The 17322-nt window shown below is 34.2% G+C and carries 13 protein-coding genes, 1 other RNA gene and 1 riboswitch; all 14 genes read right to left on the bottom strand.

Features of this window, described 5'->3' with window-relative positions:
* Positions 1–23 precede the first annotated feature (23 nt).
* Positions 24–127, bottom strand: a riboswitch (glycine riboswitch).
* A gap of 163 nt (positions 128–290) precedes the next feature.
* A complete protein-coding gene (locus N3C_RS02330) occupies positions 291–641 on the bottom strand; it encodes a DUF4870 domain-containing protein (protein ID WP_074364464.1) in 351 nt (116 codons plus the stop codon).
* A gap of 198 nt (positions 642–839) precedes the next feature.
* The gene (locus tag N3C_RS02325; RefSeq protein ID WP_074364463.1) at positions 840–2504 is read right to left on the bottom strand and encodes a ribonuclease J; all 1665 of its coding nucleotides are present in this window, start codon (positions 2502–2504) and stop codon (positions 840–842) included.
* Between the two features lie 172 nt (positions 2505–2676).
* On the bottom strand, positions 2677–3051 hold the full coding sequence (locus N3C_RS02320) for a RidA family protein (protein ID WP_074364462.1): 375 nt from the start codon (positions 3049–3051) through the stop codon (positions 2677–2679).
* A 228-nt stretch (positions 3052–3279) separates the two neighbouring features.
* Complete coding sequence (locus N3C_RS02315; RefSeq protein WP_074364461.1) at positions 3280–4443, bottom strand: pyridoxal phosphate-dependent aminotransferase; 1164 nt, start codon at positions 4441–4443, stop codon at positions 3280–3282.
* Between the two features lie 38 nt (positions 4444–4481).
* The gene (locus N3C_RS02310) at positions 4482–5315 is read right to left on the bottom strand and encodes a MetQ/NlpA family ABC transporter substrate-binding protein (protein WP_074364460.1); all 834 of its coding nucleotides are present in this window, start codon (positions 5313–5315) and stop codon (positions 4482–4484) included.
* Between the two features lie 39 nt (positions 5316–5354).
* Positions 5355–6314: an L-lactate dehydrogenase gene (locus N3C_RS02305; protein ID WP_074364459.1), complete on the bottom strand. Its 960-nt coding sequence runs from the start codon at positions 6312–6314 to the stop codon at positions 5355–5357.
* Between the two features lie 27 nt (positions 6315–6341).
* The gene (locus N3C_RS02300) at positions 6342–7022 is read right to left on the bottom strand and encodes a methionine ABC transporter permease (RefSeq protein ID WP_074364458.1); all 681 of its coding nucleotides are present in this window, start codon (positions 7020–7022) and stop codon (positions 6342–6344) included.
* Positions 6991–8049 carry a methionine ABC transporter ATP-binding protein gene (locus N3C_RS02295; RefSeq protein WP_074364457.1) on the bottom strand — a complete coding sequence of 353 codons (1059 nt, stop codon included), beginning with the start codon at positions 8047–8049 and terminating at the stop codon, positions 6991–6993. The genes N3C_RS02300 and N3C_RS02295 overlap by 32 nt, the downstream gene beginning before the upstream one ends.
* Positions 8050–8412: 363 nt before the next feature.
* On the bottom strand, positions 8413–9321 hold the full coding sequence (locus N3C_RS02290) for a LysR family transcriptional regulator (protein WP_074364456.1): 909 nt from the start codon (positions 9319–9321) through the stop codon (positions 8413–8415).
* 13 nt (positions 9322–9334) lie between these two features.
* Entirely contained in the window at positions 9335–10450 is a 1116-nt protein-coding gene (locus N3C_RS02285) for a M20/M25/M40 family metallo-hydrolase (protein WP_074364455.1), read from the bottom strand.
* A gap of 235 nt (positions 10451–10685) precedes the next feature.
* Positions 10686–15029, bottom strand: a complete 4344-nt coding sequence (gene polC, locus N3C_RS02280; RefSeq protein ID WP_074364479.1) for a DNA polymerase III subunit alpha — start codon at positions 15027–15029, stop codon at positions 10686–10688.
* 316 nt (positions 15030–15345) lie between these two features.
* An RNA gene (rnpB, locus tag N3C_RS02275) (RNase P RNA component class A) lies at positions 15346–15774 on the bottom strand.
* A 44-nt stretch (positions 15775–15818) separates the two neighbouring features.
* A complete protein-coding gene (locus N3C_RS02270; protein WP_074364454.1) occupies positions 15819–16634 on the bottom strand; it encodes a Nif3-like dinuclear metal center hexameric protein in 816 nt (271 codons plus the stop codon).
* The gene (locus N3C_RS02265) at positions 16625–17314 is read right to left on the bottom strand and encodes a tRNA (adenine(22)-N(1))-methyltransferase (RefSeq protein WP_074364453.1); all 690 of its coding nucleotides are present in this window, start codon (positions 17312–17314) and stop codon (positions 16625–16627) included. The genes N3C_RS02270 and N3C_RS02265 overlap by 10 nt, the downstream gene beginning before the upstream one ends.
* Positions 17315–17322: the final 8 nt, after the last annotated feature.

The raw sequence follows: 17322 nt of genomic DNA, 5'->3' as shown, positions 1-17322 counted from the left end.
TCATTGTCTATTATAAATTCAAAAAACATTCCCCTGTCCTTTTACCTGAAAGTTTCACTGTTGAATTAAGATATTTCAAACAGCTTTCTCCTTCGGTGCTCTAAAGAGTCTCTCCAGAGGCTCGTCCGATAACGGTCATCTCCAATATGGTACCTGAAAGATTTTCCTCTTCGGTGGATGAAAAAATTCATCTCTCTCCCGCTATCATCATCCGAAAAAATATTAATTTACATCATTATACAAGAATAGACATAAATATGCAATACCATTTTCATTTGCATCTAGTACTTTTATACATTTGCATTTCTATCAGCTATCTCTCCTATTATAGGTAGCTTAAACCACTCTCCATTATATGCTTTAACCATCATTAGAATCCAAAAAATAAAAGCTAAAAGTCCTGTTAAATCTGTAATAATTCCTCCTAAAAGTGGAATCCATGCGAAAATTCTATTGACTATTGATAAGCTAAGAAAAAGCATGATAGATTGTAAAGCATGGAACTTAACAAACCTGCTGTCCTTCTCCATAAAATAGAATATAAGTCCTGTAATGAATGTTCCTACATAACACAAAAGTCCTGCTATATTTTCATCTAATCCTGTTGATGATTTTTTACCATTAAAATTAAATTGGTTCATTTCTTTCACTCCAATATTATTATTTACTGTTAATTATATCAACACATATAAATCATGTCTAGCACTCTTTACTGCATAATTAAAGTTGAAACTATATTTAAAAAAAGTATAAAGTATTTAGATATAAGTTTAATATAAAAAGATCAGTAGCCTAAATATTATAGAACCACTGACCTTTCAATAATAAAAGTACTATTATTAAGTTTCCATAATTATTGGTAGTATTAAAGGGCTTCGTTTAGTCTTTTTGTAAAGAAAATCACCTAATGCTTCTTTAATATTAGCTTTTATAACAATCCATTCTGTAATCTTATTATCTAAGCATTTATCTAACTCGTCCTTTATTATCTCTCTAGCCTCTCTCATTAAAGCCTCAGACTCTTTTACATAAACAAAACCTCTGCTTATAATGTCAGGTCCAGCCAGTACTGAGTTTGATTCCTTATCTATAGTAACTACCACTGTTAAAATACCATCTTGGGATAGGAGCTTTCTATCTCTAAGAACTATATTTCCAACATCCCCAACACCTATTCCATCAACTAACACTGCTCCAGTTTTCACTCTTCCATTTATTTTAGCTTCCTTGCCGTTTAACTCCAAAACTTGACCTGTTTCCATTATAAAAATGTGGGATTTTTCTTTTCCTAATTCCTCTGCTAGTAAGGCATGCTGTCTTAGATGTTTAAATTCTCCATGTACAGGCATAAAATATTTAGGTTTTACTAAAGTATGCATCAGTTTTAATTCCTCTTGACAGGCATGACCAGATACATGAACTTCTTCTATTGCTTGATATACTACCTCTGCACCTTTTTTGAAAAGTTCGTTTATAACATGTCCTACAAACTTCTCATTTCCTGGAATTGGCGATGCAGATATAATAACCAGATCACCTTTTTCAATGGTTATTTTTCTATGGGTTCCAGTGGCAATTCTAGCTAATGCTGACATAGGCTCCCCTTGGCTACCGGTAGTAAGTATTGTTACCTTATTGGGAGGATATTTGCTAACATCATCAACACTAATAATCATATTCTTAGGAATATTTAAATATCCTAGCTCTAACGCTACCTTAGAAATATTCTCCATACTCCTACCACTAAAAGCTATTTTTCTTCCATAAATTAAGGAAGAATTAATAACTTGCTGCATTCTGTGTATATTAGATGCAAAAGAGGCTACAACAATTCTACCTTTGCCTCTAGCAAAAATTCGGGTAAGATTTTCACCAATTATACTTTCGGATATAGTATAACCTTTACGCTCAGCATTGGTACTATCCGCCATAAGTAACAATACCTTTTGCTTACCAAGCTTGGAAAACCTTGCAAAATCCATAACCTTTCCGTCAATTGGAGTATAATCTATTTTGAAATCCCCAGTATGTACAATATAACCATGGGGAGTATGTATAGCTAAAGCACAGGAGTCTGCAATGCTATGACTAACTCTTATAAACTCAACGGACAACTTATCAAACTTTAATACATCACCGGGCTTTACAACATTAAGCTCACAATCAGAAAGAATGTTATGTTCTATTAGTTTATTTTCTACCAAACCTAATGTTAATTTTGTGCCATAGACAGGCACATTTATTTGCTTTAATACGTAAGGTAAAGCTCCAATATGATCTTCATGACCATGAGTTAACACTATAGCTTTAACTTTCTCCTTATTTTCAATTAAATAAGAAACATTAGGTATAACTAAATCTACCCCATACATCTCCATATCAGGAAAAGCCATTCCACAATCAATTACTATAATTTCTTCCTGATATTCAATAACCGTAATATTTTTTCCTACTTCTCCTAATCCCCCTAAAGGGATTACTTTAACCTTATTATTTCTTTTCATATTTCCCCTTTCTTGTCACTTTAGTATTTTAATTTAGTCTATTCTTATTATCCCATAACTTTTGATCCTTTTCTAACACTTTTTAATCTTTCTTGTCAGTATTATCTTTCTATAGCTTTACTAAAGATAATTATATAGCTAAACCCTGATTATTATCAGGGTTTAAAGCTACTTATACCAAAGCAACAACTTCTATTTCTATTACCGCATCCTTAGGAAGTCTTGAAACTTCAACACAGCTTCTAGCCGGAGGATTTTCTTTAAAATATGTAGCATAAACTTCATTCATTGCAGCAAAATCATTCATATCCTTTAGAAATACCACAGTCTTTACTACCTTATCCATAGAGCTGCCTGCTTCTTCTAATATTGCCTTTACATTTTCTAAAGATCTTTCTGTAGCCTTTTTTATATCAGTTATTAACTCTCCACTAACAGGATCTAGTGGAATTTGTCCTGAGGTATATACAAAATTACCTACCTTAATAGCTTGTGAATAAGGTCCTATGGCTCCTGGAGCTCCCTTTGTACTAATTACTTCTCTCATATTAGTCCCTCCTATTTTAAATTATTTTTACTATATTATCTTTTATATAAAAAGAACTTTCCTTCAATTCCCAAATATCTTTATTTAGCTAGATACATTATATATAACAAGAGCTAGAATGCCTATAAATCATATATATAATATCATATATTTTATAAATATAAAAATATTAAAAAAAATATCCTATACGAATAATTCATATAGGATAATTAACCCTCTTCATTATTATTAAATTTTCATCTTTTTATAGATATCTGACAACCTATCTAAAGCACTAATTAAGGTTTCATCTTTTTTTGCAAAATGTAATCGTATTAGATGATTCACATTTTCTTTGAAAAAGCTAGATCCTGGTACCGCCGCTACCCCTACCTGTCGGGCCATCCTTTCACAAAAGTTTAAATCACTACTGTAGCCAAATTCACTTATATCCACCAACACATAATATGCTCCTTGAGGTTCTGTATAAGTAAGTCCTATATCTTTAAGCCCATGCAAAAACAAATTCCTCTTGTGGGTATAATGTTCCTTTAACTCTTGGTAATATTCATCTCCAAAATTAAGTCCTACAGTGGCAACCTCCATTAAAGGAGCCGCGGCCCCAACAGTAAGAAAGTCATGGACCTTCTTAACTCGATCAATAATATTTTCATTGGCAATTACATAGCCCAGTCTCCAACCGGTGATAGAATAAGTCTTAGATAAGGAACTGCAGATAATGGTTCTCTCCTTCATTCCAGGTAAAGAAGAAATATAAATATGTTTATAATTATCATAAATAATATGTTCATAAACTTCATCGGTAATTACATAGATATCATATTTAATAGCTAAATTTGCGATTGTTTGCAGTTCCTTTCTTGTAAAAACTTTGCCACTGGGATTTGAAGGATTGCACAATATCATAGCTTTCACGCCTTGCTTAAAGGCATTTTCAAGCTCATCAGCATCGAAATTAAAGCTAGGTGGCTTAAGAGGTACATATATTGGCTGGGCACCGGATAGTATAGCATCGGCACCGTAATTTTCATAAAAAGGAGAAAAGATAACTACCTTATCTCCTGGATTAGTTACAGACATCATTGCTGACATCATAGCTTCTGTGCTTCCACAGGTTACTACAATTTCCTTATCTGGATCTACTTTTATTCCAGAAAATCGTTCCTGCTTTCTTGCCAGTGCCTCCCTGAAATTTTGAGCGCCCCAAGTCAAAGCATATTGATGGGGCCCTTCCGCTGCTACTTCTGCTAAGCGTTTTGTTAGGGGTGCCGGTGGTTCAAAGTCTGGAAAACCTTGAGAAAGATTAATAGCTTTGTACTGATTTGCAATTCTAGTCATTCTTCGTATAACTGAATCGGAAAAATTAGCTGTTCGTTTACTTAATTCCTGCATCTGGCGCCCCTCTCTCTTGCTTTAGTATTGTCATTTTATTATTCCCAAGCTGCAATATATGCTCCTTTAAATGTATCTGCAAATATCTCTTTTACAGCATCTGACTGATAAGCTTCTACAATTTTCTTATAAATTTCGTTGTCTGCATCTTCTGTTCTAGCTGCAATTAAATTCACATAATTCTTTCCTGTATAAATTTTCACATCATCTTGGAAAATTGCATCTTTTCCAGGATTCAATCCATTATCTAAAGCATAGTTACAATTGATAACTGCTGCTGCTACATCAGGAAGTAAAGAATACACATTAGCTGCATCTACTTCAACTAGTTCTATGTTTAACTTGTTCTCAACTATATCAGTTTTGTCAGGACTATCTCCTGCATTAGGATCTAACTTTATCAAACCTGCTGCTTCTAATACCTTAAGAGCACGACCTTCATTTGTTGCATCATTTGGAACAGCTATCTTTGCCCCCTGCCCTATTTCACTAACATTGGATACCTTGTTAGAATAGATATTCATTGCTGAAATAAAGGTATCTCCAATGGATTTAATTTTATAACCATTGTTCTTAATTTCCTCATTTAGGAATACATAGTGCTGGAAGGCATTTAAATCAGTTTCACCATCATTTAAGGCTCTATTTGGTGTTGAATAGTCTGTAAAAGTAACCAGTTGAATTTCTACCCCTTCCTTTGCTAATTCTTCAATTACAGGATCCCACATTTCATTGGACTCTCCTACTACTCCTACCTTAACTACCTTTTTATCACTTTTATCCTTTTTAGTTTCCTCTGACTTTCCACAAGCTGTAGCTGTTGTTAAAACAAATACTGATAATAAAGCGGCAATAATATTTCTTTTTTTCATAAGACACTCTCCTTTTATATTATATTATTTCGATAGGTTTTATAAGGTTAATGCTATTTCGTAATTTTCTTTCAAAGTCTCACAGGATGCATTAAAGGCAACCCACTCCTCTTTTGTCATGTTTAATTCAATAATTTCCTCTACTCCATTGATTCCAAGTACTGCAGGAACTGATGCATAGACATCATATTGTCCATACTCCCCTTGTAAAAGAACAGATACTGGAAGAATCCTTTTTTCATCTCCGAAAATAGCTCTGGTGACCTCTGCAATGGAAGCACCGATACCAAACTCTGTAGAGCCCTTTCCTCCAAGAATCTTCCATCCACCTGCCCTAGCTTCTGCAGCTATAGCATCCAAATTTAGCTTTCCATACTTTTCAGGCTTTTCCTTCATCAGCTCTAAGAGCGGCTTACCTGCTATAGTAATAGTAGACCAGGGTACCATTTGGCTCTCCCCATGCTCTCCAAGAGCATAGGCATATATAGACTTTTGATCAATTCCTATATGTTCTGCAATAGCTCTTCTAAGTCTGGCAGAATCTAATGTAGTGCTAGTAGAAATAATCTTATTTGCAGGATAATCAAGTTTTTTCTGAATATAGTGTGCTACCACATCTGCTGGATTAGATATACTTAATATTATTCCTGAAAAACCTGACTCCTTTATTTTTACTACTACATCCTTTATTATTTCAATAGTATCTCTTAAAGTATCCATTCTAGTTTGCCCCTTACTCATATCTGGAAGAGGTCCCGGTGCTATAACCATAAGATCCGCATCCTTTGCATCACTGTAATCACCAGCTTTTACATCTACGTGATGTGGAAGATATACAGTAGCATCAAATATGTCAAGGGCTTGAGCCTTTGCCTTTTCTATATCTGTATCAATATATACAATCCTTTCTGCCAAAGCTTGAGAAGCTAGCGCATATCCTGCATGAGAGCCAACATGTCCTGCTCCAATAATAATAACCTTTCTTGGTGTTAAAGCCATCTCTTTCACCTCCTTTGCAACCTATCTTTAATGAGCGCTTTTCTTAGCAATTATATTACCAATAATCTGTATCACTGTTACTAAAACCACCAGTACAATAACAGAAACATAGGTAACATCTATCTGATTTCTCTGATATCCAAATCGGATTGCAAAATCTCCAAGTCCACCTGCTCCTACGGCACCGGCCATAGCTGTTAATCCAATAAGGCTAATAGCTGTTATAGTTGTAGCTCTTGCAATTCCTGAAATGCATTCTTTTAGATAAACTCTAAAAATAATTTCTATAGGTCCTGATCCCATAGATTGGGCTGCTTCAATTAAACCTGGATTAATTTCTGATAGGGCTGCTTCAATCTGTCTTGCGAAAAATGGTACCGTACCAACTATCAATGGTACAATTGCTCCCTTCACACCTATAGCAGTTCCCATAATCTTTCTAGTAAATGGAATTAAAGCTGCCAAAAGAATAATGAAAGGTATAGAACGGAAAAAGTTTATAACCTTGTCCAAAATTTGATATACAAAAGTATTTTGAAGAACTCCCCCCTTCTTCGTTACTATTAAAACAACTCCTAAAATCAATCCTAATACAAAGGATATAGAACCAGACCAGGCTAACATTTGCAAGGTCTCTTTTATGCTTTTGTAAAAAACAGGAATCTTATCCATTATATTAGGCATAACATCGTTTAGAAACTCTTCCATCTAATATCACCTCCACTCCAACATTTTTATCTTTTAAGTAAGTTATTGCTCCTTCTATATCTTCAGTTTGTCCCTTTATTATTGCAACAAGACCACCAATAGGATTTTCTCCTATTAGCTCAATATTACCAAAGATAATATTTATATCTAGGTTGTACAATCTTGAAACCTGAGACACCAATGCCTCTGAAACGCTTCTTTCAAGATACTTGAGCTTTACAATACATTCATCCTCTTCTATCTTTGTAATTGATACATTTTCCTCAATTAATTCATTTATCTTAGATAAATTAGAGGTACTCTCCACAAAATCTTTTGTAATTTGCTGCTTTGGATTTGCAAAGACATCAAATACGTCCCCTTCTTCTACCACTTCACCCTTTTCCATAACTGCAACCTTATGACAAATTTCCTTAACCACCTGCATTTCATGGGTGATTACTACTATAGTAAGTCCAAGCTTCTCATTTAGCTCTTTTAAAAGTTTTAATATGGATCTTGTAGTTTGTGGATCCAAAGCACTAGTGGATTCGTCACTAAGTAAAATCTTAGGATCATTAGCTAAAGCTCTTGCTATTGCTACCCTTTGCTTCTGACCTCCACTTAATTGTGAAGGATAGGCCTTAGCCTTATCTGAAAGGCCTACTAACTCTAACAAAGACTCTACCTTTTTCTTTATTTCGCTCTTCTTCATTCCACTGTACTTTAGTGGATAAGCCACATTCTGAAATACATTTCTAGAGGCAAAGAGATTAAATTGTTGAAAGATCATTCCGATTTCTTTTCTTTTTTTTCTAAGCTCCCTATTAGATAAGGCGGTCATATCTGTATCTCCTACAAATACTTTACCGCTGGTAGGTCTTTCTAATAGATTAATACATCTAACTAAAGTAGACTTTCCAGCACCAGAGAAACCTATAATACCGCATATTTTTCCTTTTTCAATATGAAGATTCACATTTTTTACTGCTTCAACAACTTTCCCTTCGGTTTTGAAGGTTTTACTAACATTTTCAAATCTTATCATGATGTCACTTCACTTCCTTTAACTTCCATAAGTTTAAGTCTAAAAAACAGGTACATGCTTATGTACCTGTTAACTAACAAAGGAAAACTAAAATCAGGTATCATAATGCGCAAATCAATTAACCATCATTTCACAGATTTCCATGAAACCACAGCTACACATGGCCATAATTTTTGTCATTGTAATCTGTTCTTTGACTAAACGCATTATAAGACTCCTTTCCAATCATTTTTATTTATATACATTAACTAAATTTCCTTGAACCAATTAACTCATAATTGAATTATACACGGTTTTTAAAAAAGGTGTTAATATACAAAATAGATAATTGGTTATAGTTTTTCCCTATAACACTTTTTCATCCTATAATACTTTTTCCCTATAATTCTTTAATTCATCTACATATTTTCTTCCCAATAGACTTAATCCTACATTCTTTCTCATTATATAACCAATGGTCATAATTTCATCGCAATCCAATGGAATTGCCTTATAATCATCTCCATTTAACTCCTCACAAATTATTCCAGAGCATAGGGTATACCCATTAAGCCCTACCATAAGATTCAACATAGTAGCTCTATCATTTACTTTAATTATTTTCTTGTAATCATAGGTGCTTAAAACTTCCTCTGCAAAATAAAATGAGTTGTACACTCCCTGTTCAAAGGAAAGACAAGGATACTCCTTCAAATCTTCCATAGTAATTAAACTTTTATTAGCTAGAGGATTCCCTTTCCATAGATATACATAGGTTTTACATTTAAATAATTCCTTAAACTCTAAATTGTTATCATTAAGTATCTTATTTATAACCTTTTTGTTAAAATCACTAAGATATAAAATACCAAGCTCACTTTTAAAGTTCTTTACATTTTCAATTACTTCATAGGTCTTAGTTTCATGTACCGCAAATTCATATTCATCCATTCCAAACTGTTTTACTAACTCAACGAAGGCTTTTACTGCAAAGGTATAATGTTGGGTTGAAACATCAAATTTCTTCTTTACACTTTTCTTCTCTACAAATCTCTCTTCAATTAGCTGATACTGTTCTACCACCTGCCTTGCATAACCAAGGAATTCCTCTCCTTCTACAGTCATAGTAATTCCACGATTAGTTCGTCTAAACAACTCAATTCCAATTTCGTTTTCTAGTTCCTTAATAGAAGCAGAAAGACTAGGTTGGGAAATGAACAAGGCCTTTGCCGCCTTATTCATAGAATTGCAATCTGCAATGGTTATAACATATTTTAACTGTTGTAAAGTCATTTCTTCCTCCTTATTAAACCTGTGCTCTAATTATTTCTAAAGCTATAAGAGAGCTTTTTACTAACTCATCTACATGACTGTATTCACCTAAAGAATGTACATTATTCATACCGCAGGCTAAAACTATTCCTCTAATACCATTAAGAGCAAAGTTGTTATTATCACTGCCACCTAAAGTTGTAATCAAATCACTTTGAATAGAAAGCTTTTCACATATATCAAGGAAACGAGTTACAACTCTCTCTTCCTTATCAATATTATAAGCCACACATCCAAAGGATTCCTTATATTCTATTAATCCTCCAGTCTTTTCTGCTTCTTTCTCAAAAATTTCACGAATTTCCCTAGCTACTGCTAGGGATTTTTCGTGTTCAAGGCTTCTCACTTCTCCCTTAATTATGCAACTATCCGGTACTATATTCCTTGCCCTTCCACCTTCTATAGTGCCTATGTTAACGGTAGTATTTTCATCAATTCTTCCCATTTGAATCTGACTTATAGCTTTGGAAGCAATCATTATGGCATGTACACCTAACTCTGGAGAAAATCCTGCATGAGCAGCTCGTCCTTTTATACCTATTTCAAAGGATACTAAAGTTGGAGATTGTATGGCTGCTGTACCTACAGGTCCACTTAAATCAAAAACATAGGCCTCCTTTGCTTTTAGCCTGCTATAATCAAAAGCGGCACTACCTTGAATATATACCTCTTCTGCTACGGTAAAAAGCACCTCTATATCTCTATGGGGTATTTTTTTCTCTGCCACCGTTTCTAAGGCTTCTAAAATGCTAGCAACTCCAGAAATATCATCAGCACCAAGTACAGCCTTACCATTTCCTACAATAGTTCCATTATCCTTGATTATGGCACCTTTACCTATTCCAGGTTTTACCGTATCCATATGAGCTGACAAAAGAATAGGCTCTCCAGGAATTGATCCCTTCCAATAGCCATAAATATTTCCAGCATTTCCGCCTATCTTGCCACCACAATCATCTTCATAAACTTCAAAACCAATACCTTTTAGTTTATCTATAATATAGTCTGCTATTTGTCTTTCATGAAAAGATTCAGAATCAATAGATACTAATTCCGTAAAATACTTAATAAGTCTTTCTTTTTTTATCATTATCATCATTCCTCCTAACTTAAATGATAAATAGGACTTCATGATAAGTTCTAAATTATTTTTATTAAATAGTTTTATGATATGTTTAGTATGTTATACCTCTTTCATAGCTTTGTCAATAATTATTTCCTCGGAAATTGGATAATTTTGTTTCATACTTATTTTCTCAATTATTCCTTTTGCATAAGGTAAAAAAAAGGCCTAAAAAGGCCTTTTCTCTTAGTTAATATTAAATTCAAATTACATCAAAGAAGCAAAGTTGATCGCTTTCTGGTAATCCATTTAAACATCCAAATTTTTTAAGTAATTCCACTGTAGAATTTCCTATCTTTGCACGCTTCTTTAAATCATCTATAGAACTGAAAGGTTTTTCCTGTGCTGCTTTGAAAATACTTTCTGCAGCTACATTACCCATACCTGCTATACTGTTTAAGGCTGGCCTTAATGCTCCATCCTCAACTATGAATTTAGTAGCATGGGACTTATATAAATCAATAGGTAGAAAATTAAATCCTCTTTCATACATTTCTAAAACTATTTCTAGATCATCATACATATCCTTGTCTTTAGGTGCTGCCTGATTTCCCATCATCTCAATTTCCTGCATCTTAGCCTTAACCTTTTCTTTTCCAAAGATCATCCATTCAGCATCAAAGGCTTTAGCTCTAATACTGAAGAAAGCAGCATAATAAGCTAAAGGTATATGTACCTTAAACCAAGCTATTCTAAAGGCCATCATTACATACGCTGCAGCATGGGCCTTAGGGAACATGTATTTTATCTTTTTACAAGATTCTATATACCATTCAGGTACATTGTTTTCCCTCATCATAGCTTCAAACTTTGCCCATTTTTCAGGATCCTCCAAAGCTTTTCCTTTACGTACTGTCTCCATTATCTTAAAAGCAGTATCCGGTGGAAGACCTTGTTTAATAAGATAAACCATAATATCGTCTCTAGTACATACCGCTTCACTTATGCTTGTTATTATTCCTCCATCAATTAAATCTTTGGCATTACCTAGCCAAACATCGGTACCATGGGAAAGTCCAGATATACATATTAAATCCATAAAAGTTTGAGGTTTGGTATCTACAAGCATCCCTCTTACAAATTTAGTACCGAATTCTGGAACTCCAAAGGTTCCTACTGGAGAATTGATTTGCTCCGGTGTAACACCTAAAGCTTCTGTAGAAGAAAATATAGACATAGTTGCCTTATCATCCATAGGTATAGTTAGTGGGTCCACTCCTGTTATATCCTGTAACATCCTTATAACCGTAGGATCGTCGTGTCCTAGTATATCTAGTTTTAATAAATTCTGGTCTATGGAGTGATAATCAAAATGTGTTGTAATTATGTCTGATTCTGGGTCATCGGCAGGATGCTGTACAGGACAGAATTCATAAATTTCACGGCCCTTAGGAACAACTATTATACCACCAGGGTGCTGTCCTGTTGTTCTCTTTACACCGGTGCAGCCCTTTGCTAGTCTCATTATTTCAGCCTTATTTACATGAATACCTTTTTCTTCAAAGTACTTTTTTACATATCCAAAAGCTGTTTTTTCTGCTATGGTACCTATAGTTCCAGCCTTAAAGGTAGTTCCTTTTCCAAAGATAACCTCTGTATACCTATGAGCCCTTGCCTGATATTCACCAGAAAAGTTTAAGTCTATATCTGGCTCCTTATCCCCATTAAAGCCTAGGAAGGTTTCAAAAGGTATATCTAAACCATCCTTAGCCATTTTCTCTCCGCAAACAGGACAATCTTTATCCGGTAAGTCGAATCCAATTTTCACACCATAATCAGTAAAATCTGAGTATTTGCATTTTGGACATCTATAATGAGGTGGCAAAGCATTTACTTCTGTTATTCCAGTCATATTTGCCACAAAGGAAGAACCAACAGAACCTCTAGAACCAACTAGATATCCATCCTCATTGGATTTCCACACCAGCTTTTGAGCAATAATGTACATTACAGAGAAACCATTTTTAATAATAGAATCTAGTTCCTTATCCAATCTTGATTGAACGATTTCCGGCAATGGATCACCGTAAAGCTCATGAGCTCTTCCATAGGCAATATCTCTAATGGTTTGCTCACATCCTTCAATATAAGGAGGACATTTTTCCGGTGATATAGGACTAATTTGCTGACACATATCTGCTATCATATTAGTATTTGTAACTACCACTTCATAGGCCTTCTCTTCTCCTAAGTAAGAAAACTCCTTTAACATCTCTTCAGTGGTTCTTAAGTACAAAGGTGCCTGATTATCTGCATCTTTAAAACCTTGACCTGCTTCCAGTATACGTCTATAAATTTCGTCTTCTGGATCCATGAAATGAACGTCTCCTGTAGCAACAACCGGTTTATTTAATTTTTCACCTAAGGCAACGATTTTCTTATTAATTTCTTTTAGATATTCTCGATCTGGCACTTGCCCTTCTCTTACTAGATATTCGTTATTGCCCAAAGGTTGAATTTCAAGATAATCATAATCCTCCGCAATAGCTTCAATTTCCTCCTCAGACTTACCTAATAATATAGCTTGATACAATTCTCCTTCACTGCAAGCACTTCCAAGAATTAATCCCTCTGAATATTTTTTATATAAACTCTTAAGTATACGAGGCTTCTTGTAAAAGTAATCTACATGTGAAAAGGATACTAGCTTATATAAATTTTTTAAACCTACATAATCCTTTGCTAGAATTATTGCATGGTAAGTTTTAAGCTTTTTGTACTCCTCTTGCTTAGCTATCTCATCAGAAGCATATAACTCTATATCATCGAGGTTTTTTACCCCTCTTTCCTTAAGCATATCCAGCATTACTTTAAATACCTTAACTGTAGTGTCTACGTCATCTAATGCCCTATGAGCTACTTCCACTTTTATACCAAGGTGTTTAGCTATTCTTCCAAGCTTATATGTCTTGTACTCAGGAAATAATTCCTGTGCCAAGGACAATGTATCCACATATGTAAAATCAAATTCATAGCCTAATTCCTTAGCAACATGTTTTAAAAAGCCTACGTCAAAAGATGCATTATGTGCTACTAAAACACTATCCTTAATAAATTCCATCATTTTAGGAAATACCTGTTCTATAGTTTCTGCATCCTTTACCATATCATCAGTGATGTTTGTAACCTCTACAACTCTAGCAGGAATAGGCTTTTCAGGATTTACGAAGGTACTAAATTTATCGATAACCTTTCCATCCTTAAACTTCATTATACCTATTTCAGTAATCTTTTCTGTTACTGGTGAAAAACCTGTAGTCTCTAAATCCAGCACACAGTAGGTGGTATCAATGCTCTGTCCTTTAGAATTCATAACTGAAGGCTTTTTATCCGGTGCCAAATAGGCCTCTACTCCGTAAATAACCTTCATATTAGGGTTATCCCTTCCTAAAAGCTTATGTGCATCTGGAAAGGCCTGCACCACTCCATGGTCTGTAATAGCAATGGACTTCATCCCCCATTCCATAGCTCTCTTTATCAAATCTTTAGCACTGCTAACACCATCCATCTGACTCATCTGGGTATGCATATGAAGCTCTACCCTCTTCACTTCAGCCTTATCCATTCTCTTATTCTTCTTCAAACCATCTGTTTCAATTATTACATTAGCAATCATTTCTACTTCGCCAGAAAACTGGCTATAAGATACATTACCGGCCAATCTTACCCCTTTGGCCTTTTTAAGCCTTGACTTTACTTGACCATTATCTTCAGGCTTTAGGAAACACTTACAGGTCATAGAACTGGAACCATCATAAATATCAAAGGAAAGCAAGATTTTTCCGCTTTTTAATTCCTTAGTTTCTATATTAGATACTTCACCCTCTATAGCTACTCTACCTTCATCCGGTGTTATATCAATAATTTTTATAACCGGTGAATTAATCTTACCTTTTCTACCTAATATTATTGAGCTATCAGTATTCTTTCCATTATCTTTATTTTTTACTTCTGGTTTTTTATCTGTACTTTCTTTAGCTACCTTAGATGAAGTTTCATTTTTAGCAGCTTTAATTTGCTTTTGAGCAAGAAGCATTTCCTTTTCTTTAGCTTCTTGCATCCTTAGCAATTCCTCACTGCTTATTTTATCCACGAAGTTTATCTTATAGGTAGATCCATACATACTTTTTATAGCACTAGAAATTTTCTTATCATAGCCGAGGGACCTTAAAAATCCTGATACTGGCATCTTAAAATTGAAACTTATAACATTATTATCAATTTCATATTCACTACTATTTAATACTGCTTTCAATGCAGGATACTGCTCTCCCAAAGAAAGCATAATATTATTTAACTCTTCTTCTATAGGTTTTTTATCTATTCCTTCCGCATACTTGACAGAAATTTTAGAATCATTTAAGGCAAACCTTCTTTTAATAAACCTATTAAGAGCTTCAAATTCTTTAACATCAATATATTTATCAGAACTTATTTCCATTTCCAAACTTTTAGTTTTTTTCTTTAATACTACTGATTCCACAATAGCAGTACTTATATTACCACTGGACTGATAATCTGCAAAAACTTCACTTATCTTCTTCATTTTCATCCTTAACCTCTTCTAAAATTCTTAAGTATACTTAATTATTATATAAGATGTTCTTACGATTTGTCATGTATAATAAAAAGCAGTAAATAGTCTTCTGCATAAAAAAGCAATCTAAAGTTTTAATTTAGACTGCTTTACTTCAACTACTGCTTTAAATACTTTATTCTAATGGAGCTGTCTTATCAATTTACGCCTGAATACTTGAAATATGGATATGTTGATAGATTTGAAGTTAAGCAATATCTTTTAAGTATTTATGGGTGTTATTATGTAAAAGAAAAACACTAGACAATATGCCTAGTGTTTTTCTTCTATGAGCAAGTCTGTAAGCCGAGTTCTGTATTTGACAGTCATCTATCTAGGCCTGCTGTTACCAGACAGGCTCAAGCGACGCACCCGGAGACGGGACGGGCCGCCCCATATGTCTCCCTATTCGGTCTTGCTTCAGGTGGGGTTTACATAGCCGCAAAGTCGCCAATGCGCTGGTGAGCTCTTACCTCGCCTTTCCACCCTTACCGAAGCAGATGTCAGAGGTCAGAATTCAGATATAATCAAAAGCAAAGACTTTTGACAGTTGATCTCATATCTGATATCTCATATCTGACATCTGTTCGGCGGTATATCTCTGTTGCACTTTCCTTGGAGTCACCTCCACTGGGAGTTACCCAGCACCCTGCCCTGTGAAGCTCGGACTTTCCTCTCCCCGGCATTACCGGGCAGCGACTGTCTGACTTACTCACAAAAATATATTAACACATTAATTTAAGCTATGCAAAGGGAAATTTAAGCCATTATTTTATAAGGATCAAAATTTCTCTCTGAAACCTTCACTTCTATATCTATATTCTCAACCTGAAGTAACTTTTTGAAATGCTTTGCAAAGATCTTAACTGCTGGCCACTCTGTACCAAAATGTCCTGCATCTATAACTGGAATGCCTTCCTCATAAAAATCACTTACATAATGATAAGTAGTATCTCCAGTTATTATACAGTTTGCTCCTAGTTTTTTAGCTAAATTAAAATAATCTTGACCGCTGCCGTTTATTATAGCTATCTTGTTTACTTGCCAATTAGATTCACCTGAATATCTTAAATAAGATAATCCCAAATCATTTTTTACTTTTTTACATAGATCCTCTAATAAAATAGGATCTTTAAGATCTATCAACCTTCCTATACCAACTTTTTCATTATCTGGTATAACACAACTTTTTTCCATAACAATGCCTTTATTAAAACCCAAAAGCCTTACTATAAGATCATTTATCCCATCCTCTACTACATCTAGATTGGTATGACTAGCATAAATATTTATATTATTCTTAACTGCCATTCTAATTTTTTTCCCTAGCAAAGTTTCCTCTGTAATAGAGTTAGGCTTTCTAAATAGCAAGGGATGATGACTTAGTATAAGTTCACAGTTTTTCTCTTTTGCTTCTTCTATAACCTCTAAAGTACTGTCCAAACTCACTAAAACAGAAGTTATATCTGCATCCATATCTCCTACCATTAAACCAACATTATCATAACTTTCTTTTAGCTTTGTTGGTGCAAATTTTTCAATTACCTTTATCACTTCAGATAACTTTACAGACATGTTAACAGCTCCTTTAGCTTCTCATTTATATTAATAAGCTCCTCTTTTCGCTTATTAGCCCCCTCTGTATCTTCATTAATATTACAAAGGATTTTGTCATTACTATGTATTTTCTTGCCTAAGTACTCCTTGAGAAGACTATGCTTCTTTTCAATAAGAAGGGGACTGATTTCGTAATATATATCTTCTAAATACCTATTTGTCCCATCATAGCTTGCCTTAATTATTTCATAATATTTTCCTTCATCATAGCATAAATCCTCATCTATTATTTTATACCCATTTTCATAAAGATATTTTCTTAAAACCTTGCTATGTTGTACTGGTTGTAAAACTATTGACTCTAGCTTATGGGCTATAATTTCTTCCTCTTCAAGTATGGATATTATTAAATGTCCTCCCATACCAGCAATTACCGCTGTTTGCACCTCACCAGCCTTTAGTGTTGAAAGACCTGGCCCCTGCCTACATTCAATTTTATTTTCTAAACCGTAATATTTGATATTTTCTTCAGCTCTTTGTACCGGTCCCCTATTAATATCTGAAGCTATAGCTCTTTCACAAATTCCATTTATAAGAAGAAAAATAGGTATATACCCATGGTCAGTACCAATATCCGCCATGGTTTTACACCTATCCACCATGTTAGCAACTCTTGTCAATCTATCACTTATGTTCATATTACCAC

This window comes from Clostridium sp. N3C, from assembly GCF_900095445.1.
Classification (GTDB): domain Bacteria; phylum Bacillota; class Clostridia; order Clostridiales; family Clostridiaceae; genus Clostridium_AU.
The sequence above is the reverse complement of the archived record's forward strand: the minus strand, read 5'-3'. Positions and strand labels throughout refer to the sequence as shown.